This window comes from Pseudomonas sp. Marseille-Q0931 (assembly GCF_940789645.1).
In the GTDB taxonomy this organism is placed as follows: domain Bacteria; phylum Pseudomonadota; class Gammaproteobacteria; order Pseudomonadales; family Pseudomonadaceae; genus Aquipseudomonas.
The window spans coordinates 94774-116991 of sequence record NZ_CALNWT010000003.1 but is presented as its reverse complement, the minus strand read 5'-3'; the positions used below and the strand labels follow the sequence as shown (position 1 = coordinate 116991).

Annotated in this window: 24 protein-coding genes and 1 pseudogene; 14 read left to right on the top strand and 11 right to left on the bottom strand. The window is 63.0% G+C overall.

The genetic code is table 11. The features are described 5' to 3' along the window. Window positions 1-281: 281 nt before the first annotated feature. Both P3C50_RS09455 and P3C50_RS09450 read right to left on the bottom strand, forming a co-directional pair. Window positions 282-455, bottom strand: a complete 174-nt coding sequence (locus tag P3C50_RS09455) for a hypothetical protein (protein ID WP_197856145.1) — start codon at window positions 453-455, stop codon at window positions 282-284. Between the two features lie 218 nt (window positions 456-673). Continuing rightward, window positions 674-1630, bottom strand: coding sequence for a GlxA family transcriptional regulator (locus P3C50_RS09450; protein ID WP_275545816.1), 957 nt, complete (start codon window positions 1628-1630; stop codon window positions 674-676). A 96-nt stretch (window positions 1631-1726) separates the two neighbouring features. On the opposite strand from P3C50_RS09450, the gene P3C50_RS09445 reads away from it, so the two are divergent. Continuing rightward, a complete protein-coding gene (locus tag P3C50_RS09445) occupies window positions 1727-2494 on the top strand; it encodes an MBL fold metallo-hydrolase (RefSeq protein WP_275545815.1) in 768 nt (255 codons plus the stop codon). A gap of 3 nt (window positions 2495-2497) precedes the next feature. Here the strand turns inward: P3C50_RS09445 and P3C50_RS09440 are convergent, their stop codons facing one another. After that, window positions 2498-3727 carry an NADH:flavin oxidoreductase/NADH oxidase family protein gene (locus P3C50_RS09440; RefSeq protein ID WP_275545814.1) on the bottom strand — a complete coding sequence of 410 codons (1230 nt, stop codon included), beginning with the start codon at window positions 3725-3727 and terminating at the stop codon, window positions 2498-2500. 222 nt (window positions 3728-3949) lie between these two features. Between P3C50_RS09440 and P3C50_RS09435 the strand changes: the two genes are divergently transcribed. Continuing rightward, window positions 3950-4969 (top strand): acetoacetate decarboxylase (ADC), encoded by a 1020-nt coding sequence (locus P3C50_RS09435; protein WP_275545813.1) that lies wholly within the window; start codon window positions 3950-3952, stop codon window positions 4967-4969. 56 nt (window positions 4970-5025) lie between these two features. On the opposite strand, the gene P3C50_RS09430 is transcribed toward P3C50_RS09435, so the two are convergent. Beyond that, window positions 5026-5472, bottom strand: a complete 447-nt coding sequence (locus P3C50_RS09430; protein ID WP_275545812.1) for a MerR family transcriptional regulator — start codon at window positions 5470-5472, stop codon at window positions 5026-5028. A 192-nt stretch (window positions 5473-5664) separates the two neighbouring features. On the opposite strand from P3C50_RS09430, the gene P3C50_RS09425 reads away from it, so the two are divergent. Beyond that, on the top strand, window positions 5665-6405 hold the full coding sequence (locus P3C50_RS09425) for a substrate-binding periplasmic protein (protein ID WP_275545811.1): 741 nt from the start codon (window positions 5665-5667) through the stop codon (window positions 6403-6405). 200 nt (window positions 6406-6605) lie between these two features. Continuing rightward, on the top strand, window positions 6606-7091 hold the full coding sequence (locus P3C50_RS09420; protein WP_275545810.1) for a hypothetical protein: 486 nt from the start codon (window positions 6606-6608) through the stop codon (window positions 7089-7091). 8 nt (window positions 7092-7099) lie between these two features. Here P3C50_RS09420 and P3C50_RS09415 read toward each other — a convergent pair whose 3' ends face one another. Further along, window positions 7100-7579 carry a VOC family protein gene (locus P3C50_RS09415; protein WP_197856139.1) on the bottom strand — a complete coding sequence of 160 codons (480 nt, stop codon included), beginning with the start codon at window positions 7577-7579 and terminating at the stop codon, window positions 7100-7102. Between the two features lie 103 nt (window positions 7580-7682). Continuing rightward, complete coding sequence (locus tag P3C50_RS09410) at window positions 7683-8579, bottom strand: TauD/TfdA dioxygenase family protein (RefSeq protein WP_275545809.1); 897 nt, start codon at window positions 8577-8579, stop codon at window positions 7683-7685. A 157-nt stretch (window positions 8580-8736) separates the two neighbouring features. On the opposite strand from P3C50_RS09410, the gene P3C50_RS09405 reads away from it, so the two are divergent. Next, window positions 8737-9729 (top strand): AraC family transcriptional regulator, encoded by a 993-nt coding sequence (locus tag P3C50_RS09405; RefSeq protein ID WP_275545808.1) that lies wholly within the window; start codon window positions 8737-8739, stop codon window positions 9727-9729. Window positions 9730-9734: 5 nt separating this feature from the next. On the opposite strand, the gene P3C50_RS09400 is transcribed toward P3C50_RS09405, so the two are convergent. Next, on the bottom strand, window positions 9735-10463 hold the full coding sequence (locus tag P3C50_RS09400; RefSeq protein ID WP_275545807.1) for a Crp/Fnr family transcriptional regulator: 729 nt from the start codon (window positions 10461-10463) through the stop codon (window positions 9735-9737). A gap of 103 nt (window positions 10464-10566) precedes the next feature. On the opposite strand from P3C50_RS09400, the gene P3C50_RS09395 reads away from it, so the two are divergent. From P3C50_RS09395 to P3C50_RS09365, 7 genes and pseudogenes are all read left to right on the top strand, one after another. After that, window positions 10567-11355, top strand: a complete 789-nt coding sequence (locus tag P3C50_RS09395; protein WP_275545806.1) for an SDR family oxidoreductase — start codon at window positions 10567-10569, stop codon at window positions 11353-11355. Between the two features lie 43 nt (window positions 11356-11398). After that, complete coding sequence (locus P3C50_RS09390; RefSeq protein ID WP_275545805.1) at window positions 11399-13006, top strand: phytoene desaturase family protein; 1608 nt, start codon at window positions 11399-11401, stop codon at window positions 13004-13006. Between the two features lie 45 nt (window positions 13007-13051). After that, window positions 13052-13354 (top strand): EthD family reductase, encoded by a 303-nt coding sequence (locus tag P3C50_RS09385; RefSeq protein ID WP_275545804.1) that lies wholly within the window; start codon window positions 13052-13054, stop codon window positions 13352-13354. Window positions 13355-13382: 28 nt separating this feature from the next. Continuing rightward, window positions 13383-14129 (top strand): annotated as a pseudogene (locus P3C50_RS09380) (AMP-binding protein); the annotation flags it as partial. Between the two features lie 85 nt (window positions 14130-14214). Further along, window positions 14215-15015, top strand: coding sequence for an AMP-binding protein (locus P3C50_RS09375; RefSeq protein WP_275545803.1), 801 nt, complete (start codon window positions 14215-14217; stop codon window positions 15013-15015). Window positions 15016-15084: 69 nt separating this feature from the next. Further along, a complete protein-coding gene (locus P3C50_RS09370; protein ID WP_275545802.1) occupies window positions 15085-16242 on the top strand; it encodes an iron-containing alcohol dehydrogenase in 1158 nt (385 codons plus the stop codon). An 81-nt stretch (window positions 16243-16323) separates the two neighbouring features. Then, window positions 16324-17136 (top strand): alpha/beta fold hydrolase, encoded by an 813-nt coding sequence (locus P3C50_RS09365; protein ID WP_275545801.1) that lies wholly within the window; start codon window positions 16324-16326, stop codon window positions 17134-17136. On the opposite strand, the gene phnE is transcribed toward P3C50_RS09365, so the two are convergent. The 4 genes from phnE to P3C50_RS09345 are packed head-to-tail and all read right to left on the bottom strand — an operon-like array spanning window position 17129 to window position 20356. After that, a complete protein-coding gene (gene phnE / locus P3C50_RS09360; protein WP_275545800.1) occupies window positions 17129-17890 on the bottom strand; it encodes a phosphonate ABC transporter, permease protein PhnE in 762 nt (253 codons plus the stop codon). The two genes, P3C50_RS09365 and phnE, sit on opposite strands and share 8 nt — an antisense overlap. Continuing rightward, on the bottom strand, window positions 17887-18714 hold the full coding sequence (locus P3C50_RS09355; RefSeq protein ID WP_275545799.1) for a PhnE/PtxC family ABC transporter permease: 828 nt from the start codon (window positions 18712-18714) through the stop codon (window positions 17887-17889). The genes phnE and P3C50_RS09355 overlap by 4 nt, the downstream gene beginning before the upstream one ends. Further along, window positions 18708-19508, bottom strand: coding sequence for a phosphonate ABC transporter ATP-binding protein (locus P3C50_RS09350; RefSeq protein WP_275545798.1), 801 nt, complete (start codon window positions 19506-19508; stop codon window positions 18708-18710). The genes P3C50_RS09355 and P3C50_RS09350 overlap by 7 nt, the downstream gene beginning before the upstream one ends. After that, window positions 19505-20356, bottom strand: a complete 852-nt coding sequence (locus P3C50_RS09345; RefSeq protein WP_197856127.1) for a putative selenate ABC transporter substrate-binding protein — start codon at window positions 20354-20356, stop codon at window positions 19505-19507. The genes P3C50_RS09350 and P3C50_RS09345 overlap by 4 nt, the downstream gene beginning before the upstream one ends. A 129-nt stretch (window positions 20357-20485) precedes the next feature. Between P3C50_RS09345 and P3C50_RS09340 the strand changes: the two genes are divergently transcribed. Further along, the gene (locus P3C50_RS09340) at window positions 20486-21376 is read left to right on the top strand and encodes an NAD(P)-dependent oxidoreductase (RefSeq protein WP_275545797.1); all 891 of its coding nucleotides are present in this window, start codon (window positions 20486-20488) and stop codon (window positions 21374-21376) included. Beyond that, window positions 21373-22158: a hydroxypyruvate isomerase family protein gene (locus tag P3C50_RS09335; protein ID WP_275545796.1), complete on the top strand. Its 786-nt coding sequence runs from the start codon at window positions 21373-21375 to the stop codon at window positions 22156-22158. The genes P3C50_RS09340 and P3C50_RS09335 overlap by 4 nt, the downstream gene beginning before the upstream one ends. Window positions 22159-22218 lie beyond the last annotated feature (60 nt).

The window sequence follows — 22218 nt, the reverse complement described above, 5'->3', positions numbered from 1 at the left end:
ATTCGTCCCTACACCCGTTACGCCTGGCCTGATGCCGAATCGAGTGATTCGCGCATCGCCCTCGGGGCGCATGACTACGTGGAAATCGAGCCGGGCTATCTGACGTCGAAGCTGTTGCACGGATGTGAGGCGCCGATGGGCAGTTCAGGCGGCGCCGGGCTCTGGCGGAGGCTTAGCGTTATTGCGGGGGAGGTTGGCGCGCTGGCGATATCGGTGTTCGGGCGCAGTGAGCAATGCGGTGAAGCTGTTGCCGTTTCGCGCGAAACGGCAACAGCCTCTGCTTACCCTTGCGCTTGCGCGTCTTCCAGCGCTTTGCGGTAGGCGTTGGCTTCGTCCTGCGACGGGAAGATGCCTACCAGCTCTCCATTCTGAAGCACATCCCAGACCACCGTCCCCATGGCGCGGGCCTCACGGGAAAGATGTTCGCTGTCACGTTCATGCACGATCACGTTCATGCTGTCTCCTCGATATGCGGATGCGGCGTTATGTCGCACTTCGTTTATACGCCTCGTTAGCAAGCTAATTAAACCGCTGGTTCGGCAAAGGACTGTTCCTTTTATGCAACGAACAACGTGATTTTTGTTGTGTCGTTTCCTGTTCGGGACGTTTTGAATTATCTTGAAATATTTGGCGGTGATTAGGCACCGAAAACACCGTTTCCGGTCCCCCCGGATTACTGACGCCCATACTGCTGGCGATATTGCGCAGGTGTCAGCCCGGTCAGTGCCTTGAACATGCGCCGCAGATTGGCCGGGCTGCTGAAACCCAGATCAGCGCTCAGGGTACCGAGAGGCGTCGAGGTCATGGCCAGGCGTTCACTGAGCTGATAGAGCTTGATGCGCCTGGCGTAGCTCGCCACGGCCTCGCCGGTTTCCGCCCGCACCTTGCGCGCCAGGGTGCGCTCGGACATCGCCAGCCTGTCGGCCAGGCTCTCCACGGTCAGCTGTTCGGCAGGCGTCTGCTCGATCAAGGTATGCAGGCGCCGCAACAGCCCCGCCGGTTGCTGCATCAGGCTGGCGCCCTGAAATGCACTGTGGGGCACAGCCGGGCGGGGTAGCACCATCAACTGGCTGAGGTCCTTGAACACGTCCTCGCTGACATGACGCTCGATGACTCCCTGAGCGATGGGCAGGTAACCGTTCACCCCGGAGGCGGTGGCCACGCGCTGGGCGAACACGCAACTGCTCTCGCTTTGCCAGCGAACCCGGGTGAAGCGCTCACGCATCACGTCCGCCAGCCACCAGGTTACCGTCGCTGCCTGACCGTTGAGGCGACCGCTGGCCGCGAGCAGGCCGACACCCGTGCAATAACTCCAAAGCTGAATGCGCTTGCCTGCGGCCGAAAGCGCCTTGATCAGCGTGGCATTGCGCGTCAGCAGCGTATCGACCTGCTCTGCCGACTCAGCCCAGAAACCGGGGATCAGCAAGGCATCTAGCGTGCGTGGGTCGAGGTTGGCGTGCGCTTGCAGCACGAGGCCATGGGCGCATTGCACCGGTCCGGCCTGCTCGGCGATATAACGAACCTCGAACAGTGCTGTTGCGTTCCGGCGATTGGCGGCATGCAGCAAATCGGCAAAAGCCAGCAGCCCGGCAGGCATACACTCGGGAAACAGCAGCAAACCAATGCGCATTGGATGGCCTGAAATGAATCTAAGATGTCCAATACTGCCATTATTGTTCATGGGGCGGATAGGCAGCATGGAGCTCTCAGAACTCGAGGGCTTTTCATGAAAATCCAGCAACTGCGCAACGCCACCATCATCGTCGAATTCGGTCAGCATCGAGTGCTGGTCGACCCTATGCTGGCCCGGCGGGACGCGTTGCCGCCGCTGCGTCTGTTCGGCGCCCGCCAGCGCAACCCGCTGGTGGAGCTGCCAAGCGGCGCCTGGACCGAGCTTGAGTCGGTCACCCATTGTCTGATCACGCATTGCCAGAAAGGGCATTTCGACCATCTGGATCGTGCCGGTACCCGCTGGCTACGCGAGCGACAGATTCCGGTGATCTGCACCCCGCATGATGCCGACCATCTGCGCCAGCGTGGCCTGAATGTCCAGCCATTGTTGCCGGAGCATGATCTTCCCGGTCCCTTTCTTGGCGGACGCATACGCACTGTCCGCTGCACTCACGGTCGGGGAGTAGTGGGGCGCCTGATGGAGCACGGTGTCGGTTTTCTGATCGAGATGCCGGGTGAGCCGAGCCTGTACCTGGCCGGCGATACCCTGCTTACCGACGAGGTGCGCGCCTGTGTGCGCGAGCACCGGCCAGCCGTGTCTGTGGTGCCGGCAGGTGGCGCGCGTTTCGACCTGGGCGGCGACATCATCATGGGCATCGACGAGGTGATCGAGTTCACCCGGTTGAGCGGCGCGGCTGTGGTGGCCAATCATCTGGAAGCCATCAGTCACTGTCCGGTCAGCCGCGTGGCGCTGGCCGAAGCCGCTGCCCGCGCACAGGTCGAGCTGCTGATTCCGCAGGATGGTGAGGTGCTGGCTTTCTGAGTATCAGCGGCGTCGCTGCATCCAGCGCCGATATCGGCGAGCGCTGAATATGTCCTGCACTTGCTGGGTCAACAGTGCCCATGAGGGGGCTACGCCGGGCTGGGTGCCTTGGCCCTGGCTCAACTTGCGCAACTGATATTTGACCAGTGCCATGTTGGCCAGAGAGGCCAGCACCTTGTTGTTCCAGGTGATCGGCGGCAGCTGGGGAGCGCTGCCGAGGCCGAGCTGCCAGTCACGCGGCAGGTTCGGGTCGATGGCCAGGGCCGTGCCGATGCCGACCATCTCGATGCCGCTGGCCAGCACTTCCTGCGCCACCGCTGCGCGGCGGATGCCACCGGTGACCATGATCGGCATGCTCGCCACGGCGCGAATCTCGCGGGCGAACTCCAGGAAGTAGGCTTCGCGCGCCAGGGTACGGCCGTCGCGGGCCTGACCCTGCATGGCCGGCGCTTCGTAGCTGCCACCGGACAACTCGACCAGGTCCACGCCCAGGCCGTCGAGCAGGCGCACCACCTGCTGTGCGTCGTCGGCGCTGAAGCCGCCACGCTGGAAGTCTGCCGAGTTGAGCTTGACCGCCACGGCGAAACCAGGTGCCACCGCAGCACGCACCGCCTTGACGATTTCCAGCAGCAGGCGCGCGCGGTTCTCCAGCGTGCCGCCCCACTGGTCGCTGCGCTGGTTGCTCAAGGGGGAGAGGAACTGGCTGAGCAGGTAGCCATGCGCGGCGTGGATTTGCACACCGTTGAAACCTGCTCGTTCGGCGAGTTGTGCCGTGTGGGCGAAGCGCTGGATCACTTCAGCGATCATTGTTTCGGTCATCGCCAGCGGCGTGGCGAAACGCTTGGACAGGTTGCCCAGCTCCAACGGCACCGCAGAGGGTGCCCAGGTCGGCTGGCCCAGATTGGCTTGCATCTGCCGGCCGGGATGGTTGATCTGCAGCCAGAACTGCGCGCCTTTGGCACGGCCGACCGAAGCCCAGCGCTCGAACCTGGCCAGCTGCGCGTCGTCTTCCAGTACCACGCCACCGGGGCCGGTCATGGCGCGGCTGTCGACCATCACGTTGCCGGAAATCAGCAGGCCGGCGCCGCCCTCGGCCCAGCCTTGGTAAAGGCGCATCAGGTGCTCGGATGGCGCGTGCTCGCTATCCGCCATGTTCTCTTCCATCGCCGCCTTGGCGAGGCGGTTGGGGATGATCGAGCCATTGGGCAGGACAAGGGGATCGAACAGGGTCATGGGTGCTTCCTCGGCTGAAGACGCGCTGACCTTAACTTTAAAGTTCACTTTAATGTCAACGGGCGTTTGTTCTCGCTTCGGCATGTTACCGCTTTGAAACAATCTACTTGATTCGACTGCTTGACCTTAAAGTTCTATTTAACCTTAGGGTTGCCGCGTCTGCCCTTCGGAGACCTTCCGAGGAGCAGGGAGCCTATGAATTCCTCAACGCGGATAAGAACGATGAAGCAGATTGCCGAGCTTACTAAACGTCTAAGACGCCAGCGCACTGCGGTGCTGGCCGGGATGATCTTCAACCTCGTGGCCATGCCCGCTTGGGCACAGGAGGCCGATGCGCACGCTGCCACGGTCGATATCGCCGGCCATTCGGTGCCGGTGGAAGCGGGCGGGCTTTACCACCGTTTCCACTCCAATCCCCCGCTGTCTGTGATCGCGGACGAGGCGCCGGATATCGATCTCAGCTGGTTCCGCGGCCTGAAGAAAACCAAGGTGGACATGGGCTTTGAGTCTTACTCGCCGAACTTCTATTACCGCAACACACGCGTCACCGCGGTATTCACCGCCGACCTCGACAGGCTTCGCGAGCTGATGCCGGCGCAGGTGCTGGAGCAGGTGCAGCCGCTGCAGATCTGGCCTGGCCGCGGGCTGGTCGCCTTTACCGCCTACGCCTATCACTACTGCGACAATGACAGCTACAACGAAATTGCCCTGTCCATCGTGACCAACAGGCCCGGCAATGCCAACCTGGGCCCCATCAGTCTGGTCGGGCAGTCGCTGTCCAAGGACTTCTGGGGGTACGTGCTCAAGCTGCCGGTCAACACCGAGCTGGCGCGCGTGCGTGGTGTGGTCGGTTACAACCTGCCGAAGTGGCTGACGCCCATCGATTATCGCGAGACCGACAAGAGTCTCGTCTTCGAGATCGCCGACGGCGACACCGGCAAGCTTGACGTTACCTTCGAGGTGGAGAAACTCGCTGATGCATCTACCGAACCTGAGTTGGTGACCAACAGCTTCACCAATATCGGACACGATGGTGAGCTTGCTTTCGGCTACGCCGTTTCCCGGCAGATGCGCCATGCAGCGAGCTCGGACGGGCAGAAGGTGAGCCTGGCGCTCGGCGCGGGCAGCCTGTCGACCTACATCGAGTCGCTGAAGCTGGGCAAGATGATCAGGTATGAATACGTGCCGGACTTTCAGAGCGCGCTCTACGCGCCCAAGCCGTTGGCACAGATGTCGCGCTGAACCGGTGAGCAGCGGCCATTCGCTGGCTGAACAGGCCGCTCCTGCAAACGGCGGCCTTATCTGCGCTTGCTGCCCGTGCGCCTGGTTGGCTTGTTCGGCTCGCCCAGGTTCATCTTGGCCAGCACTCGCCTGGCGTTGGCCGCGCAATCGAGGTCGTCCGGTTTGCTCTCGATCTCGTCGATCAGCGCCAGCAGGTGGCCCTTGCTCTGCGCCAAGCGCTCCTCCAGCGCCTCGATGTCGTTCACCTTGGCGTGCAGGGTGTCGAGCAGCTTGCCATGCTGCCACTGCGCCAGATCCTGCGGCAGCAGTGTGCGCAGCTCGTCCAGGCTAAAGCCGGCCTGCTGCGCGGTAGTGATCAGGTTGAGCACCAGCACTGCCTGTTCTGGATAGCTGCGGTAACCGTTGGCCTGGCGCTCCGCCAGCCTGAGCAGGCCGATGCTTTCGTAGAAACGAATACGTGAGGCTGCCAGCCCGGTACGCTTTGCCAATTCACCAATTTTCATCGCTGTTGTCTTCGCCAAAGGCCGTAAACCTGTAGCTTAACTTTAAGCTTTGGGCCCGAGCCAGGCACTGTCGGCGCCGACGACAATTTATGGCGAATGCCTCCGGCAAACCGGGCTTGTTGGCGTCTATGCTTGTCTGACTCATGGCCAGGCTCCACCGGCCAGCAATGACCCGTTCATCAGGCAGACCCTTTGAAGCGTTCGAGATTTACCGCGGCCCTGTTTTGCCTGCTACTCAGCCCTCTGGCTAGCGCTGAACGCTATCGAGTGATCACCGAAGAGTGGGCGCCTTACAACTATGCGGAAGGCGGCCAGCTCACCGGCATGTCCACGGAAATCGTGCGGGCGATCATGGCCTTGACCGGCGACGAGTTCGAAATCGTCTTGCAGCCAAGCATGCGCACTACCCGCACGCTGCGGACCCAACCTCGGACCATCATGTATTCGCTGTTTCGCACGCAGGAGCGCGAGCCGTTGTACAAGTGGGTGGGACCGATCGTGGAGGAGTCCATTCATCCCTATCAGTTGGCCAATGCGCCGCGGCCGATAACGTCTCTGGAACAGCTGCTGCGTGCTCCGCGCATCACCACGCGGCACGCAGGCCTGGTGCCGAGCATGCTGGAGTCGATGGGCTTCAACAACCTCGACAAGAGCGCAGTGGAAAGCCAGCAGCTCTACAGCATGCTGCTGGCCGGTCGTACCGAGGTGATAGTGGGCGATACCGATGCAGGCGTGGCCTACTACAGCCGCCAGCTCGGCATCGCGCCCGGTACGCTGCGACCAATCCCCATCGAGCTGTATCGGTCCTCGCTGTACATCGCCTTCAGCCGTGACAGTGACGATGCGCTGGTTGCCGCCTGGAGCGAGGCGCTCGAGCAACTGCGGCGCTCCGGCGAGTTGGCACGTATCCATCGGCATTACCAGAGGCGATAGGCCCTGAGCGGCTCATATGGCTCTGCTCGCAAGGGCGATAAGAGCGTTAGGCCAGAGCCACACCGCTTCGCATCAGCGCGCGATCGTCGCTCGGGCCATGCGCGTACAGACTCTTGCCGACAGTTACTGCGTGACTGCATACAATGTACGCCTGATCATTTCCAGCCATGCACATGGCGAACCCAACGAGGAACCGCCCCATGGCCTCCGCAGACAAACAGAAGAAGCGCGCCCAGCGGGCCAAGACCAAGGCCAGGCAGAACCGCATGGGCAAGCTCAGGCCGCAGGCCAACGTTGTCCATCCGATCCTGGCCAACCCGCTGATCGACGAGCCGTTCGATGATGTCGAGATCGACCTGAGTAGCTTCGACTTCAAGGACATCGAAGAGAACGGCTTCGACCCGGCGCATTTCGATGATCTGTTCCAGACGATGAAGACCGCGGAGGGCATCAGTCTGCTCGCCCTGTGCCTGGTGTTCTTGCAATATCCAGTGCTGGAACTGGTGGTCGCCGAGGAATCCGAGGACGCTGCGACCGACTTCATGATGGGCCTGCTGATCGTCTATCGCGCCATCTTCCACGAGGACGACGAAGACGCGGCAGTGGCCTGGATCAGCAGCGAAGCCTTCCAGAGCGCCTACAACGAGGCCTCGGCGATCCTGCAGAAGAAGAACGCCCGCGCCTGAACGGTCGATCAGCCCTTCAGCGCAGCCTCGATCCTGGCGATGTCGATCTTACCCATCGTCATCATTGCCTCGAAGGCGCGCCTGGCCGCTGCACGGTCCGGGCTGGCGATGGCAGCGCTGAGAATACGCGGCGTGATCTGCCATGAGATGCCCCATTTGTCCCTGCACCAGCCGCATTCACTGGCCTGGCCGCCGTTGTCGATGATCGCGTGCCACAGGCGGTCCGTCTCGGCCTGATCGTCGGTGGCGACCTGGAACGAGAACGCCTCGCTGTGCCGGAACGCCGGGCCGCCGTTGAGGCCGAGGCAGGGGATGCCCATCACCTTGAACTCGACCGTCAGCACATCGCCGCGCTGGCCGGATGGGTAGTCGCCGGGCGCATGATGCACGGCCAGCACGGCACTGTCGGGGAAGGTTTCGGCGTAGAAGGTTGCAGCCTCCAGCGCGTCGCGGTCGTACCAGAGGCATATGGTGTTCTTGCTGGTCATCCTCAATCTCCTCGCCGGGGTGATTCAGCAGTCTAGACCGGAGTCGCGGGGCAGGCCGCGTCAGCGACAGGTTCAGGCCCTGTCGCCGACTGGGCCTGGCATCTCAGCGAGAAGGGCGCTCGCCGATCACTGTGGTACGGAACATTTCACGTCGCATGCCGTGATAGTCCGATACGGGCATGTGCCATGTGCTGCGGTTGTCCCAGATCGCCAATGTGCCCTGGCGCCATTGCATGCGGCAGGTGAAGGCAGGGGACACCGCCAGGTTGAACAGATACTCGAGCAACGGTTGCGCCTCCGCTGCCCGCAGTCCTTCGATGCCGCAGGTATAGGCCGGGTTGATGAACAGGATCTTCTTGCCGGTTTCCGGATGGCGGATCACCAGCGGATGGTTGCGGGCCTCGCCGGAGGTGTCCTGGCCATAACGTATCTGCATGTTCTCCAGCAGTGCGTTGTGATTGGCGTTGGCACCATAGGCGCGTTCCGGGCTGTGCTGTGCGTCGAGCCTTTCGAGCAAGGCCTGCATGCCGGGGGAGAGCCACTCGTAGGCGAGTGCCATGTTCGCAAAGCAGGTATCGCCGCCATACTTTGGAACATCGTGTCCATAGAGCAGGGTGAAGGCCGGCGGCCGTTCCTGAAAGGTCCAGTCGGTATGCCAGGCCCCACCGAACACGAAGGGTGCCTTCTCACTCGCTTCCTTGACGACGTGTACCACATGCGGATGTTCCTGCATGCAGGTGACGTAAGGCTCGCGGCCAAACTCGCCGAACTGCGTGGTCACTCGCTCCAGATCGCTTACGCCCAGAGATTGCCCCTGAATGAACAGCACCTTGTGTCGCAGCAAGGCCTGGCGCAACTCGGCGTAGCCTTCCGCGCTCAGGGCGCGCAGATCGATGCCTTCGACATATGCGCCCAATGCGCCAGTGGCAGGTATGGCGCAAAAATGCTGGTAGTGAGTGTGCGGGTTGGCGCTGGGCAACGTGTAGATAAATTCGCTCATTTTGTTGTTGTCTCCGCGATCGAGGTGATAACAGCATGGGTTGAGCGATTGGCAGGCTCCATGATAATTACTGCCATTTCATGATCTCTGCTGCCACGATTCGCGCGGCGCCAGCGAGCTGAGGGCCTGCAAAATGGACTGGCGACAGAAACGTTCGGTGACTGGCGTTCGCTACTTGCTGGAGACGGCACAGGCAGAAGGCGTGGCGAAGGACGTCTGCTTGAAAGGCAGCGCCATCGCCTCGCTCGATCTGCAGGCCAGCGCCGCGCAGATCGAGGCCTGGCAGGAGCTTGCAGTCATTCGCAGCCTGCTCGAGCACAGTCGCCGCCCTGGCTTGGGCTTCATCACCGGCAGCCGTTACCACCTGACGTCCCTTGGCGTGCTCGGTTTCACCATGCTGGCGAGCCGTACGCTGATCGAGGCGTTCAACTCGTTCAGCCGATTCCAGTTGATGGCGTTGACCCTTTGCCCCACCCGCCTGGAACACGAACGGCGTGGTACCTGGCTGCTGTTCGACGCCAGCGTACTGCCCAGAGACGCCTGCGCTTTCGTCGTCGAACGTGGCATTGCCGCTTGCCTGAGCATCAGTTCGGAGTTGCTGAAACGCCAGGTGATCCCGCTGGCCGTGGAAATGACCGCGCCTGAGGCACTTGGCGCTTGGCACCCATCGTTCCCCTGCGTGCCGACTCGTTCAGCCAGACGTGATGGCGTCCTGTTTTCCAGCGAGGACTTGCACAGCCCATTGCCGCAGGCGCATATCGATGCGCGGCTCGAAGGCGAGCAGTTGTGTGAATTGCAATGTCAGGAAATATCCCACCAGTTACATAAGTCGCCCACCGCGCGGCAGGTGCAACGGGTGTTGATCGGGCAGTCCGGTCAGTTGCTTTCATGCCGCATCGTGGCCGAACGCCTGGGCATTTCCGAGCGCACCCTGCACCGTCGGCTGGCAATTGAGGGACATGCGTTCCAGCAGTTGAACGAACAGATCAAGAAACAGCTCGCCAAGCGTTTGCTGGCTGATTCGCGCCTTGATCTGCACACCATCGCGCAGCGCCTGGGCTATGCCGAGGCGGCCAGCTTTTCCCGGGCGTTCAGCCGCTGGACCGGCTATCCGCCGAGTCGCTGGCAGCGCCACAGCGAGGAGCCATGAGCGCTTCACGAGCGATCAGCCGGGCCCTCCACGTCCAGGCGATTGGCATGATCCAACAGGCTTTTCAGATCACGCAGCTCGATGGTTCTGTAGCCCTGCACCACTAGCCCCAGGCCCTCCAGCCTGGCCAGCGCGGCATTGATGCTCTGGCGGGTAGTGCCCATCATCTGCGCGAGATGCTCCTGGGAAACATTGAGCTGCAAGGACGGGGTTTGCGTGCGCGATCCGAAACCCTGCGCCATCAGCCACAGCCGCCTGGCGAGCCGATGATGCAGTGCCCCGGGCTCGCCGATCACCTGATAGGCCACCCGAAGCTTGTTGATGCTCAGGCGGGCGATGTCTCGCCAATGCCTGGGATTGTGGTCCAGCCATTGGGTGAAGGCCTGCATGGGAACACAAAGAATCCGCGTATCCACGTCAGCGATTGCATCTCGAATGTAGGGCCGGCCATCGATCAGGGAAATGTCGCCGAACCAGTGGCAGGGCTCCAGATAGACCAACAGCGAAGGGGTGCCGTCATGCAGCGAGCTACTGAGTCGCACGGCCCCTTCGATCACGCAGAAAAGGGCGTGTCGAGCGAATTCGCCTTCCCGGTAAAGGGCTTCTCCAGCGGCATAATCGTGCATCTTCGCATCGCGAATCAGTGCGCGCTTGAGCTCGATCGCGCAGGTCGAAAACCACTCATCCTTCTCCAGTACAGCCAGCAGTGAATCGGTATCTGATGGTGTGTCCATGCTCGGATTCAAAATTCAAGTTTTTGACAGACTGCCATCTTCGCTGCTCCTAGCCTAGTGCTCGCCAATAACAAAAAGCGCCTCGCAGACGGGAGTGGCAACTATGTTGAATCACAGCGAGTTCACTGGAAAAACCGTATTCGTCGCCGGCGGTACCAGCGGTATCAACCTGGGAATAGCCAAGGCCTTCGCCGCGTCGGGTGCGCGTGTGGCGGTCTTCAGCCGCTCGCCCGAGCGAGTCGACAGCGCGCTTGCCAGCTTGCGTGCCCTGGGCGCCGAGGCGCTGGGCTTTACCGGTGATGTCCGCGATAGCGGCAGCGTTCAGGAAGCGCTATCCGGAACCTGCGAAACCTGGGGCAGCATCGATGTGCTTTGCTCCGGCGCAGCCGGCAACTTCGTGGCGCCAGCGGCGGCCATGTCGGTGAACGGCTTCAAGAGCGTGATGGATATCGACCTGCTCGGCAGCTTTCACGTACTGCGCGCGGCTTATCCGTTCCTGACCCGTCCCGGCGCCTCGGTCATCAATATCTCTGCCCCTCAGGCCTCCATCGCCACGCCTTTGCAAGCGCACGTCTGTGCAGCGAAAGCCGGCGTCGACATGCTCACGCGCGTGCTGGCCATGGAGTGGGGGCCTGAGGGTATCCGCGTCAATTCCATCGTCCCCGGTCCTATCGACGGCACGGAAGGGATGGCGCGACTGACGCCGACGTCCGAGGCGCGGGATGCAGTCATTCGCAACCTTCCGCTGCGCCGCTACGGCGACATCGAGTCGGTGGCCAAGGTCGCGGTCATGCTCAGTTCTTCGGTGTGCGACTACGTGACAGGCGTCGTGTTGCCTGTCGATGGCGGCGCATCGCTCGCTGGCCCTGGGTTGTTTGGCTCTCCCGCCTGAGCCTGCAGTCCGACTTCTGCTCCACCCAACCAGGAAAACAATAATGAAAACTGCAGCCGATTCCAGCTACAAACGCGCGCTCGCGCGCGGCGATCTCGCAGCGAAAATGGATGCCATCGTCATGGGTTCCGGCGCCGGAGGCCTGACGGCTGCCGCGCTGCTGGCTCTCGAGGGCAAGAAGGTGCTGGTGCTGGAGCGCCATGCGGTCATCGGCGGTTGCCTGCAGGTCTTCAGGCGCCCCGGATTCGAGTGGGATGTGGGGTTGCACTACGTCGGCGAAGTTCATCGCGCCGGCACCCTGCGCAACCTGTTCGACAAGGTCACCCGCGGTGAGCTCAAGTGGCAGAAGATGCCCGACCTCTATAACAAGATCGCGATAGGCGACGAAATATTCGAGTACTACGCAGGCAGCGCTGCCTTCAAGGAGCGGCTCAAGGAATACTTCCCCGAAGAAGCGCACGCCATCGATCGTTACATCGAGCTGGTCAACGAGGCCAGTCGCCCCGCAGGTGAGTTCCTGGCCGTACGGGCGATGCCAGGCTCCTTTGCGGACAAGGCGTTCGAGCAGGTCGCCCCGCGCTTCATGCCGCTGGCCGAGCAAACCACGCTGGAGGTCCTGCGTTCGATCACCCGCAACGAAAAGCTGATCGCCGTGCTTTGCGGCCATTTCGGTGACTACGCCAGTTTGCCGAGTGTCGCCTCGTTCTCGGTACATGCCGCCGTCATTCGCCACTACCTCGATGGAGCGAGTTATCCCATCGGCGGCTCGCAAGTCATCGCCGACCTGATATCGGAAACCATCCGCAGTGCCGGCGGCATGGTGCTGGCTGGGGCCGATGTGGTCGGTGTCGTCGAGCATGATGGCAAGGTGGTCGGCGTGCGCATGGCGGGCGGTGAAATACTCGAGGCACCGCAGGTCATCAGCGGCATCGGTATCCGCCAGACGCTGAACATGCTCACCAGCGCGAACCCGGAAATCGAACAGCTCAATGCCAGGGCTCAGGCCATGCCCAGCACGCTGCCAGCGGTCGTGCTCAACGTGGGCCTCGATGCCAGCAATGCCGACCTGGATGTCGGCCCGGCCAACATCTGGATTCACCAGAGCGCGAGGCAGAGCGAGGACTGGCAGCACTACATTCAGGACCCGGCGCGGCGTCCGATGCCGCTGCATTTCATCTCGCAGCCGTCAGCTAAGGATCCAAGCTGGCCGCTGCGCTATCCCGGCCGCAGCACGATGGATATCTGCAGCTTTACCGACTGGAACCTGTGGCAGCCGTTTACCGGTACGCAATGGAAGCACCGGGGTGACGAGTACGAGGACCTCAAGGCCCGCCTCTCCGAGGAAATGCTCCAGCAGGTCTATCGTTTCTACCCGAAGGCGCAGGGGCACGTCGTCCATGCGGAGCTGGCCACGCCGGTGAGTTTCAATGACTTTCTGGGCCGCACGCGTGGCGATTTCATGTCCTTCGCGCCGACGCCCGAGCGCTATCAACAGCGTTGGACCCGTGCCTTCAGCCCGGTCAAAGGTTTGCTTTTTACCGGTCAGGATGTCGCCATGGGCGGCGTCAGCGGTGCCATGGTCGGCGGCTTGCTGGCCGCATCGGCGGCACTTGGCCGTGACCTGTTCCGTGAGCTGCGAGAGCTCGCCTGATTCCTTCAACCGACTATCGCCATTTGGAGAATAACCGTGATCAGAATGACCGTTTCCTACCCGCCCCACGAAGGCTTCCAGTTCGATCATCAGTACTACCAGTCAACGCACGCGCAGTTGATCAGGGACCGGCTCGGCGCTCACGGCCTGGTAAAGCTGGAGATCGATCAGACCTTGCCCGAACCTGGCGGCAAGCTGCCTGCGAGCGTTGCGGCAGCGCACATGTTCTTCGCCGACGTCGACAGCTTCAAGGCGGCAATGGCCGCTGAAGGCAAGGTGCTCGGTGCCGACCGCACGAACTACACCGATATCGTCCCGGTTGTGGTCATCAGCCAAGTCATCCAGTGATTCGGGAGGCCGTGCCTTGAACGGATTGATGCAGGACAAGCCGCTGCTCATTTCATCTCTGCTGGAGCATGCGGAGCGTTACAGTGCAGGGGTCGAAGTGGTATCGCGCCGTGTCGAGGGCGACATTCATCGATACACCTGGGCGGATGTCGCCCAGCGTTCTCGGCAAGTGGCCATGGTGCTCGATGACTGGGATCTGCCTGCGGGCAGCCGGGTCGCGAGCATCGCCTGGAATGGCTATCGCCATCTGGAGCTGTACTACGGCATCAGCGGCTCGCAGCGTGTGCTGCATACCATCAATCCACGTCTGCATGCCTCGCAGGTGGCCTGGATGCTGGAGCATGCCGAAGACGAAGTGGTGTTCTTCGATGCCAGCTTCATTGACCTGGTCCGTACTCTGCAGCCGCTGGTCCGCCGTGTTCGTCACTGGGTGCTGTTGGGTGATCAGGCTGCGCTCGAACGCCTCGAAGACATGCCGGAGGTCGTCAGTTACGAGTCGTTGCTGGCGAAGCACAGTGGTCAATACGCTTGGCCGCAGTTCGATGAGTTGGCGGCTTCGAGCCTGTGTTACACCAGCGGCACCACGGGCAACCCGAAAGGCGCGCTCTATTCTCATCGCTCGACCGTGCTGCACAGCATGATTCTCAGCACGCCCAGTGCATTGGGTATCGGTCCTCAGGATGTGGTGATGCCGGTAGTGCCGATGTTCCATGTCAATGGCTGGGGCACGCCCTACTGTACGGCGATGGCCGGTTGCAAACTGGTGTTGCCCGGCCCGGCGCTGGACGGGCAATCGGTGTACGAGCTGATCGAGCAGGAGTCGGTGACGGCTGGCGCTGGGCGTGCCAACGGTCTGGCAGATGCTGCTCGATCACGTCGATGCCCGGCAGGGGAGCTTTTCCTCATTGAGAAAAACCACCATCGGTGGAGCGGCCTGTTCTCCGAGCATGCAGAAGCACTTCGAGGACCGCTACGGCGTCGAAGTGATTCACGCCTGGGGCATGACCGAAATGTCGCCTCTGGGCACGGCCTCCGCGCTGATGGCGGAGCACTCGAGTCTGAGCCGTGAGGAGCAGCAACGGCTTCGTCTGAAGCAAGGTCGTCCGGTGTTCGGGATCGACTTGCGCATCGTCGATGACCAGGGCGTCGTACAGCCGTGGAACGGAACGAATTGCGGCCACCTGCAAGTCAAGGGGCACTGGGTCATCAGCGCCTATTTCAAGGACGACTGCGAGCAGCGTCTGGACGATGGCTGGTTCGCCACCGGCGACGTTGCCACGCTCGACGCCAACGCCTACCTGCAGCTCACCGACCGCAGCAAGGATGTGGTCAAGTCAGGCGGAGAATGGCTCTCGACCATCGATATCGAAAATATCGCCATGAACCACCCGGCGGTCGCGATGGCTGCGGCGTTGGGCGTGCCGCACCCGAAATGGGGAGAGCGCCCCATCGTGCTCGTCGTCAGGCGCAAGGACGCAGTCGTCAGCAGAGAGGAGGTGCTTGGTCTTTATGAAGGAAAACTGGCGAAGTGGCAGACCCCGGATGACGTCGTGTTCGTCGATAACATCCCGCTTGGCGCGACCGGGAAAATGCTGAAAACCGAGCTGCGCAAGGTGCTGGAGGACTACGCGCTTCCCGACACCGCCAGTGACAACCGCTAGGCGCTCGCCTGGCTCCCCCTCAGTGGCGCTTCAGTGCGCCAGCATTACTGGGCATTCCGAGAATAATTCATGCTTGATTTTTCGTACTCCAACCCAACGCGCATCCACTTCGGCAAGAGCAAGCTGTCGAAGCTGAATCAGGAAATACCCGCCGACGCCAGAGTCATGCTGCTCTACGGCGGCGGCAGCGTGATCAGGAATGGCACGCTGGCAGAGGTGCGGCATACGTTGGGAGAGCGCTACCTCAGCGATTTTGGCGGTATCGAACCCAACCCGAGCTATGAGCGACTCAGCCTGGCCGTTGAGCAGGCCAAGGCCGAGGACATTTCCTATGTCCTGGCCGTGGGCGGCGGGTCGGTGATCGACGCTGCCAAGTACATTGCGGCAGCCGCCTGCATGGCGGCGGACGGCTGGGCCATCCTCGAAAGCGGCGGCCGCTGCATCATCCGCACGCTCCCCGTAGGCGTGGTGCTGACCCTGGCGGCAACGGGCTCGGAAATGAACAACAGCGCCGTTGTCACGCGCTTGTCGACTCACGACAAGATTCCCTTTGCCAGTCGCCACTGTTTCCCGGTGTTCGCGATTCTCGACCCGACCCGGACGATGAGCGTACCTGCTCGTCAGGTCGGCAACGGCGTGGTCGATGCGTTCGTCCATGTCATCGAGCAGTACCTGACATATCCCGTCAATGCCCATGTCCAGGATCGTTTCGCCGAAGGCTTGCTGCTGACTCTGGTCGAGCTGGGACCGCTGGCCCTGAGCGAGCCGGAGAACTACGAGGTACGGGCCAATCTCATGTGGGCCGCCAGCCTCGCGCTGAACGGCCTGATCGGTGCAGGTGTACCGCAGGACTGGTCAACGCACATGATCGGCCATGAGCTCACCGCTGTGCATGGCCTCGACCATGCGCAGACCCTGGCCGTGGTCTTGCCCGCCATGCTCAGTGTGCGCCGCCAGGAAAAGTCGCAGAAACTGCTGCAGTACGCCGAGCGAGTTTGGGACCTTCGCGGAGGCTCGCGGGAGCAGCGAATCGAGCAGGCCATCGCCCTCACGCGCGATTTCTTCGAGCAGATGGGCGTTGCGACACGCCTGAGCAGTTATGGTATTGATGCCGGCGGTATACCCAAGCTGCTCGAACAGCTGGAACGCCACGGCATGGTCGCGTTGGGTGAGCGTCGGGAAATAACCTTGCCGATAAGTGCCAAAGTGCTGGAACAGTGCTTGTAGCACCTGGTGAGATCACCGCTCCTGGGGCGATCGACTGGTTGCAGCAACAGCCCCTGAGTCGACTTTCGGAGAGACAGACGCGTGCATACTGAATCAATCGTCTCCGGCATTCCGGTGTACATCGACGGCGAAAGCCCCGACATCATCGTGATGCTGCACGGCTGGCCGGATAGCCATGAAATATGGGCACGACAGGTTCAGCATTTCAAGCGCACGCATCGATGCGTGAGATTTACCTTGCCCGGCTTCGATGACCCGAAGACGCGGGGTTTTTCTATAAGCGAGATAACCGAGCTGATCCTGCGTGTCGTGAATCAGGTCACTCCCAACGGCACGGTCACGCTCATGCTGCATGACTGGGGGTGCCTGTTCGGGTTTCACTTCGCTGCCACTCAGCCGCACAAAGTGGCGCGAATCGTTGCCGTCGATGTCGGAGATGCCAGCTCACCGGCATTCAAACGCGGGCTGAGCCTGCGAGCCAAATGGATGATTTTTGCCTATCAGATGCCCCTGGCGCTGACGTGGTACCTGAAGGGTCCGGTAGGCGATTACCTGGCACGTGCGACCGCGAAATATCTGCGTTGCAAGACCGACCCGGCCAGCATCCATGCGGGTATGAGCTATCCCTATGCCATGCGCTGGATGGGCGCGCGCGGAGGATTGAAAAACCTTATCGGTCCGACCCAATTGGCGTGTCCCATCTTTTACGCGTACGGAAGCTACAAGCCATTTCAGTTTCAATCCGAACAATGGCTGCAGACATTGAGCACGAGCCCGGGCTGCAAGGTCGTGCTCTTCAAATCCTCCCACTGGGTGATGGTGGATTGTGCGGAGGGCTTCAATCGGGCCGTATCCGATTGGCTTGCACCGCAGGAGTGCGAGGGGCCTAGCTGACCCAGCGCTGCCTGGCCCAGCCACTGAAAGCATCGACCGCCAGCACCAGCAGCAACATGGCCAGGATCACCGTAGCGGCCTGGGCTTCCTGGAACAGGCTGAGGCTCATGTAGAGCATCTGCCCGAGGCCGCCGGCACCGACGAAGCCGAGCACGCTGGCCATGCGGATGTTGTTCTCCCAGCGATACAGCGTGTACGCCACCAGCTGTGGCCAGACGCCGGGCAGGGTGCCATAGCAGAAAGCGAGCATGCGCCCGCCGCCGCTTTCGCGGATTGCGTCGGCCGGTTCGCGTGGGGTGTTTTCCAGCGCTTCGGCGAACAGGCGACCGAGCACGCCGGCGGTGTGCAGAGCCAGGGCCAGGGTGCCGGCGTTGGGGCCGAGGCCGGCGGCCAGCACCATCAGCGCCGCCCAGACCAGTTCGGGAATGGCGCGCAGGGCATTGAGCAGCAGGCGTGTGGCGTGCAGTGCGATTGCGCCGAAGCGCCCGGCGGCCGGTAGCGCGAGGGCCAGGCCGAGGAGGGCGGCGAGCAATGTGCCGATGGCGGACATGGCCAGGGTTTCCAGCGCGCCGTGGCCGATGGCCTGCAAGTGCGCGGCGGAGAAGTCCGGTTGCAGGAAGCCGCTGGCGTACTGGCCCATCTGCGCCAGGCTGTCGCCGGCCACCAATGCGCTGAGGTCGATGCCCAGATAGAGGAACGAGGCAATCACCGCACCGAGAATGCCGGCAAGCAGGATCAGGTTGCCGGCTCTCATGTCAGCCTCGCACGCAGCAGGCGGCTGAACTGGTCGGCCAACAGTACCAGCAGCAGGAAGGTGAGCAGCATGCTGGCCACTTCGCCGCCGGCGAACATGCGCAGCGACAGGTCGATCTGCTGGCCCAGCCCGCCAGCGCCGACGAAGCCCATTACCACCGAGGCGCGGATGGCACATTCCCAGCGGTATACGGTGTAGGAGAGCATTTCCCCGGCGGCATTGGGCAGCACGCCGTAGGTGAAGGCCGTCAACCGGCTGCTACCGGCGCCCAGTAGCGCGCGGGTGGGGCGGGCGTCGACCGATTCGAAGATTTCCGCATACACCTTACCGAGCATGCCGGCGTAGGTGATGGCGATGGCCAGTACCCCGGCGGTGGGGCCGAGGCCGACGGCGCGGACGAACAGCAGCGCCCAGACGATTTCCGGCACGCTGCGCAGGAAGATCAGCAGCCCGCGTACCGGCCAGCGCGCCAGGTTCGCCCACCAGGCCGGGCGGCCACCGCGATGCACGGCCGACAGCGACAGCGCACGGCTTGCCAGCAGTGCGGCGGGAATGGCGATCAGCAGCGCCAGGCTCATGCCGGCGGTGGCGATGGCCAGGGTTTCCAGGGTGGCGCGGCCGAGCAGGGCGAGGAATTCGCCATCATGCGCAGGCGGCCAGAAACCGGCGAGGAAGTTGCCCATGGCGCGGGTGTTGTCGCCATCGACCAGTACGGCCAGGTCCAGCTCGCTCAGGCTCAGGCCCGGCCACAACAGCAGCAGCGCCAGAACGGTAATCAGCAGGCGCGGCAGGGCGGCGGGGTCGCGCGGGGCGGTGTTCAGCATCGCGGGATATGCGTCGGTTGCGGCTGTACGGGCGAGCTGGGGGCGGCCTGCAACTGCTCGTTCATATAGAGCGCTTCCAGCTGGGCAGGCTGCACCTCACCGGCCGGCAGGTCGAAGGCGATGCGCCCGTCGCGAATACCGATCACCCGCGGGAAGTGCGCCAGCGCCAGGTCGACGGCATGCAGGCTGGCCAGCAGGGTCATGCCGCGCTCGGCGGCCTCGCGGTTGAGCACGGCCAGGGTGTGGCCAGCCAGCACCGGGTCCATGGCCGAGACCGGTTCGTCGGCGAGGATCAGTTCCGGCGACTGGTACAGCACGCGGGCGATGCCGACGCGCTGCAACTGACCACCGGAGAGCTGGTCGCAGCGCTGGTAGAGCTTGTCGGCGATATCCAGACGCGCCAGGGCGGCCTGGGCACCGCCTGCATCCAGCGGATGCAGCAGGTTGATCAGGCCCTTGGCCAATGACCACTGGCCAAGCTTGCCGGCCAGCACGGCGGTGACCACGCGTTGACGCGGTGGCAGCGGCGGCGCCTGGTGGATCAGGCCGATGCGTGCGCGCAGACGCTGGCGCTGGCGGGTAGCCAGGCGCCAGGGGTTGTGTTGCAGCAGGTCGATCTCACCGTGCGTGGGTTGCAGGCTGGTGGCCAGCAGGCGCAGCAGAGTGGTCTTGCCGGCACCTGAGGGCCCGATGATGGCCACCCGTTCGCCGGGGCTGACCTCGAGATCGATGTTTTTCAGCGCAACCTTGCCGTTGGCGTGGGCCAGGCCCACGCCACGCAGGGCGATGCTCACTTGAGCAGGCCGGCGGCGCGAGCGGCTTCTTCGATGCCTTCGTAGTTTTCAGGCTTGGTCTCGATGAAGCGGCTGGCGGCCTGCAGGTCGAGAATTGCCTTCTGCTCGGGCTTGGCCGGGTCGAGGGCGAGGAAGGCGGCCTTGATCTTCGCCTGCAGGTCGGCATCGAGGTTGCCGCGCACGGTCCAGTTGTAGTCGTAGTAGGTCGGGGTGGTGGCGAAGACCTTGACCTTGTCGGTATCGACCTTGCCTCCATCGACCAGCTTCTGCCAGACCGAGGCGTTGAGCACGCCAGCGTCGGCCTTGCCGGCTTGCACCCAGGCTGCGGTGGCGTCGTGAGCACCGGAATAGGCCACGCGGCTGAAGAAGTCTTCCGGCTTGATGCCGTCCTGCAGCATGAAATAGCGCGGCATCAGGCTACCGGAGGTGGAGGACACCGAGCCGAAGGCGAAGGTCTTGCCTTTCAGATCCTGCAGCGATTTGACGGCCGGGTCGGAGGTGATGAACTTGCTGGTGAACTCGGCGTCCTGTTCACGCTGTACCAGCGGCACGGCGTTACCGGTCTTCAGGTGCGCCTGGACGAAGGTGAAGCCGCCCAGCCAGGCCATGTCGATACGGTCGGCCGCCAGCGCCTCGACCACGGCGGCGTAGTCGGCCACCGGCACGAACTCCACCTTCATGCCCAGTTCCTGCTCCAGGTAGGCACCCAGCGGCTTGAACTTGCGCAGCAGTTCGGTGGGGGCTTCGTCGGGGATGGCCGAGACCTTGAGGACGTCGGCGGCTTGCGCAAATACAGCGGATACGGACAGGGCGATGCCGGCGGCGAGCGCCAGGGTGTTCTTGAACATGTCGGATTCTCCGGTTCAATAGCGGGGAAGGCGCGCGGAGTATAGTGGCCGGACGCTGCGCTTGCAGCACGTACGCGCAGATGCCGGAGTTAATATGCGCGCTGGATACCAACTGCCTGGAGTTGATCGATGACTGCAACGCTGCCCGCCCTGGCCTTCGCCGGGATCGGCCTGATGGGTCTGCCGATGACCCGCCGCCTGCTGGCCGCAGGCTATCCACTGACCCTCTGGAACCGCACGCCGGACAAGTGCGCGACGCTGTTGGAGCAGGGCGCGCGTCGCGTGGAGAGCCCCGCCGAGCTGTGTCGCGATGCCGACTTGGTGATGCTGTGCCTGGCCAATACCGATGTGGTGCGTGAGGTAGTGTTCGGCCCTGGCGGGATCGTCGAAGGTGCGCGGCCCGGGCAGTTGCTGGTGGATTTTTCAAGCCTGGAACCGGCCGCCACGCGTGAGATGGCCGCGGAGCTGGAAGCTCGCACCGGCATGCGCTGGATCGATGCACCGGTTTCCGGTGGCACGCCGGGCGCCGAGGCCGGCACGCTGGCGATCATGGCGGGTGGCCGCGAAGAGGACGTGGAGCGCGTGCGCGCGGTACTGGCGCACCTGGGCCAGCGCCTGACGCGCATGGGTGAGGTGGGAGCCGGGCAGGTGACCAAGGTGTGTAACCAGATGATCGTTGCCTGCAACGCGCTGGTGATTGCCGAGGTGGTGGCGTTGGCCGAGCGCTCCGGCGTCGATGCCAGCCTGATCGCGCAGGCTTTGGCCGGTGGTTTCGCCGATTCCAAACCGCTGCAGATCCTCGCGCCGCAAATGGCCGCCAGCCAGTTCGAGCCGGTCAAGTGGCACGTGCGCACCCTGCTCAAGGACCTCGATACGGCGGTCAAACTGTCGCGTGAGCAGGGCAGCGCCACGCCCATGAGCGGCCTCGCTGCACAGCTGATGCGCCTGCACGGCAGCCAGGGCAATCTGGAACGTGACCCCGCCACGCTGGTGGAAATGCTGCGGGAGCCTTGCCGATGAAGATCGCTGCCAACCTGTCCATGCTGTTCACCGAGCTGCCGCTACGCGAGCGTGTGCTGGCCGCGATGCGTGCGGGGTTCGATGGCGTGGAGATCCAGTTTCCCTACGAGCTGCCGGCCATCGCCCTGAAGGAGGTGCTGGAGCTCAGCGGCATGTCACTGGTGCTGATCAACGTGCCGGCGGGCGACCTGATGACGGGCGGCCCCGGTCTGGCCAGCGTGCCGGCGCGCCAGGCCGAGTTCGATGCCGCGCTGCAGGAGGCGCTGACCTATGCCGCCATGGTGCGCCCGACCTGCGTCAACGTGCTGCCGGGGCGCCTGGCCGAAGGCGTCAGCCGGGAGCAGGCGCTGGCGTGTCTGGTCGTCAACCTGCGCAAGAGCGCCGAGGCGTTCGCCACACTGGGCATTCGTGTGCTGGTCGAGGCGATCAATCCGATCGACATGCCGGGCTTTGTGATCAACACGCCGGAGCATCTCGATGAATTGCTGCGTGCGGTGGATCATCCCAATCTGGCCGCGCAGTACGACCTCTACCATATGGCGCGCCAGGAGCTGGATGTGGCGGCGGGCATACGCCTGTTGGCCGGGCGCATCGGCCACGTGCAGTTCGCCGATGTGCCGGGGCGCGGCGCGCCAGGCAGCGGTGAGCTGGATTTTGCGCCGATGCTCGAAACCCTGCATGAGACCGGATATCGCGGCTGGCTTGGGGCCGAATACAAGCCGGGTGAGGCAGGTACGCAGGCGAGTCTGGGTTGGTTGCCGGGGTTCAAGGCTGGAGTGTGAGTGTTTGATCGCGGCTGAAGCCGCTCCTACAGATACCCACCGATTTCGTAGGAGCGGCTT

Bases quoted from the DNA above. Each gene is read 5' to 3' on its own strand.
- P3C50_RS09455 (WP_197856145.1), bottom strand. From the start codon at position 455: ATGAACGTGATCGTGCATGAACGTGACAGCGAACATCTTTCCCGTGAG.
- P3C50_RS09450 (WP_275545816.1), bottom strand. From the start codon at position 1,630: ATGCGCATTGGTTTGCTGCTGTTTCCCGAGTGTATGCCTGCCGGGCTG.
- P3C50_RS09445 (WP_275545815.1), top strand. From the start codon at position 1,727: ATGAAAATCCAGCAACTGCGCAACGCCACCATCATCGTCGAATTCGGT.
- P3C50_RS09440 (WP_275545814.1), bottom strand. From the start codon at position 3,727: ATGACCCTGTTCGATCCCCTTGTCCTGCCCAATGGCTCGATCATCCCC.
- P3C50_RS09435 (WP_275545813.1), top strand. From the start codon at position 3,950: ATGAAGCAGATTGCCGAGCTTACTAAACGTCTAAGACGCCAGCGCACT.
- P3C50_RS09430 (WP_275545812.1), bottom strand. From the start codon at position 5,472: ATGAAAATTGGTGAATTGGCAAAGCGTACCGGGCTGGCAGCCTCACGT.
- P3C50_RS09420 (WP_275545810.1), top strand. From the start codon at position 6,606: ATGGCCTCCGCAGACAAACAGAAGAAGCGCGCCCAGCGGGCCAAGACC.
- P3C50_RS09415 (WP_197856139.1), bottom strand. From the start codon at position 7,579: ATGACCAGCAAGAACACCATATGCCTCTGGTACGACCGCGACGCGCTG.
- P3C50_RS09410 (WP_275545809.1), bottom strand. From the start codon at position 8,579: ATGAGCGAATTTATCTACACGTTGCCCAGCGCCAACCCGCACACTCAC.
- P3C50_RS09400 (WP_275545807.1), bottom strand. From the start codon at position 10,463: ATGGACACACCATCAGATACCGATTCACTGCTGGCTGTACTGGAGAAG.
- P3C50_RS09395 (WP_275545806.1), top strand. From the start codon at position 10,567: ATGTTGAATCACAGCGAGTTCACTGGAAAAACCGTATTCGTCGCCGGC.
- P3C50_RS09390 (WP_275545805.1), top strand. From the start codon at position 11,399: ATGAAAACTGCAGCCGATTCCAGCTACAAACGCGCGCTCGCGCGCGGC.
- P3C50_RS09385 (WP_275545804.1), top strand. From the start codon at position 13,052: ATGACCGTTTCCTACCCGCCCCACGAAGGCTTCCAGTTCGATCATCAG.
- P3C50_RS09375 (WP_275545803.1), top strand. From the start codon at position 14,215: ATGCTGCTCGATCACGTCGATGCCCGGCAGGGGAGCTTTTCCTCATTG.
- P3C50_RS09370 (WP_275545802.1), top strand. From the start codon at position 15,085: ATGCTTGATTTTTCGTACTCCAACCCAACGCGCATCCACTTCGGCAAG.
- phnE (WP_275545800.1), bottom strand. From the start codon at position 17,890: ATGAGAGCCGGCAACCTGATCCTGCTTGCCGGCATTCTCGGTGCGGTG.
- P3C50_RS09355 (WP_275545799.1), bottom strand. From the start codon at position 18,714: ATGCTGAACACCGCCCCGCGCGACCCCGCCGCCCTGCCGCGCCTGCTG.
- P3C50_RS09345 (WP_197856127.1), bottom strand. From the start codon at position 20,356: ATGTTCAAGAACACCCTGGCGCTCGCCGCCGGCATCGCCCTGTCCGTA.
- P3C50_RS09340 (WP_275545797.1), top strand. From the start codon at position 20,486: ATGACTGCAACGCTGCCCGCCCTGGCCTTCGCCGGGATCGGCCTGATG.
- P3C50_RS09335 (WP_275545796.1), top strand. From the start codon at position 21,373: ATGAAGATCGCTGCCAACCTGTCCATGCTGTTCACCGAGCTGCCGCTA.